At 71.0% G+C, this 1,384-nt stretch carries 2 protein-coding genes and 1 pseudogene; 2 read left to right on the top strand and 1 reads right to left on the bottom strand.

Going from position 1 to position 1,384, the window contains the following annotated elements:
• Positions 1 to 218 (bottom strand): annotated as a pseudogene (locus ACZ6I3_RS14030) (hypothetical protein); the annotation flags it as partial.
• A 214-nt stretch (positions 219 to 432) separates the two neighbouring features.
• On the opposite strand from ACZ6I3_RS14030, the gene ACZ6I3_RS14025 reads away from it, so the two are divergent.
• Positions 433 to 882: a hypothetical protein gene (locus ACZ6I3_RS14025; protein WP_469414503.1), complete on the top strand. Its 450-nt coding sequence runs from the start codon at positions 433 to 435 to the stop codon at positions 880 to 882.
• A gap of 41 nt (positions 883 to 923) precedes the next feature.
• Positions 924 to 1,271, top strand: a complete 348-nt coding sequence (locus ACZ6I3_RS14020; RefSeq protein ID WP_469414501.1) for a hypothetical protein — start codon at positions 924 to 926, stop codon at positions 1,269 to 1,271.
• The last annotated feature ends 113 nt before the right edge of the window (positions 1,272 to 1,384 follow it).

Below are 1,384 nucleotides of genomic sequence, written 5' to 3'. Positions count from 1 at the left end.
GCGGCCTGGACGGCCTCGGCGTTCCGGCCGGCCTGGACGGCCTCGGCGTTCCGGCCGGCCTGGACGGCCTCGGCGTTCCGGCCGGCCTGGACGGCCTCGGCGTTCCGGCCGGCCTGGACGGCCGCGGCCGGCCGGGGAGCCGCCGTCGCGCCGCCCGGAAGCGACACGATCGTGACGACGGTCGCGAGCGCGGCGGCGCCGCGCAGGAGAGTGCGCATGGTTGCCCTTCAAGGTCGTCCGAGTGTCCGGCGGGACCTGCCCCCGCGCCGCCACATTAGGAGGAGGAGAGGTGCGGGCGGTCCTGACGTATGTCAGGGAGCCCCGGAACGAGACGACCTGGGGGTTCGACCCTGATAAGTGTCAGGTGTCGGGGATGTGGTGACGGCCCTTACGGTCACGACCAGACCACCCGCCGACGACGAAAGAGAGCTCATGAGCCGCCGATCGCTCAGGACACTGCTGGCCGCCGGGGGCGCCGCCGCGGTGATGGCGCTCCTCCCCACCTCCGCCCAGGCCGCGCCGTACTCGGGCGGCAACTACGGGGCCTACGGCCAGGAGGGGCAGTACCCCACCACCTCCTTCTGCTCGGGCTCGTTCCGGCAGATCGGGCCCACCAAGTACGCCGAAGGCATGGCCCTCAAGTACTTCTACTCCGACAAGTGCGGTTCCTTCGCCCGGATCGAGAGTTCCCGGCCCGGCTGCGCGGCCGTGCTGCAGCGATCCAACAACGGCACGGGACGGGTCGACGGATGGGTCTCCGAGACCGTCGACTCCGGCATCAACTACGCCTACACACAGATGGGCAACAACCTCAACGGCCGGGTCTCGCGCGCGCTGCTCTCGTGCGACGGCCACGACCTGGCCTCGACCGGCTGGTACTGAGCCGCACCCACACCACACAGGACGACAAGAAGGAGTCAGTCATGCGCAGACACATCCGGCGCGCCGCATGTCTCGCCCTGGCGGGCGCGGCCCTGATGCTGTCGCCCGTCACCGCCAACGCCCAGCAGCAGGCGCCCGATTCGGGCACCTCCACCCAGCAAGTGCAGTCCCGGGGCGGCTACTTCCTCGGTGACGGCGTCAACATCCGCAGCAGGCCCGTGGACGGCACGATCCACGGCCAGGGGTACTTCCGCGAGACGTTCACCGCGCACTGCTGGAACGGCGACGGCCACTGGATCTACCTGACCGCCCACCGGGGCAATGTCACCGGGTGGGTCAAGGTCGACTACGTCTACTACACGGACATGGGCCCGATGGGCTACTGCTGACCGGCATGAGCCCGGGGGGGGGGGGGGGGGGGGCGGGGGGGGGGGGGGGGGGGGGGGGGGGGGGGGGGGGGGTGCATGGGAGCTAAGGCTGTGACGGCTTTTTCTTCTCTCCC

The sequence above is a fragment of the Streptomyces sp. NPDC041940 genome, assembly GCF_055589465.1.
The sequence above is the reverse complement of the archived record's forward strand: the minus strand, read 5'-3'. Positions and strand labels throughout refer to the sequence as shown.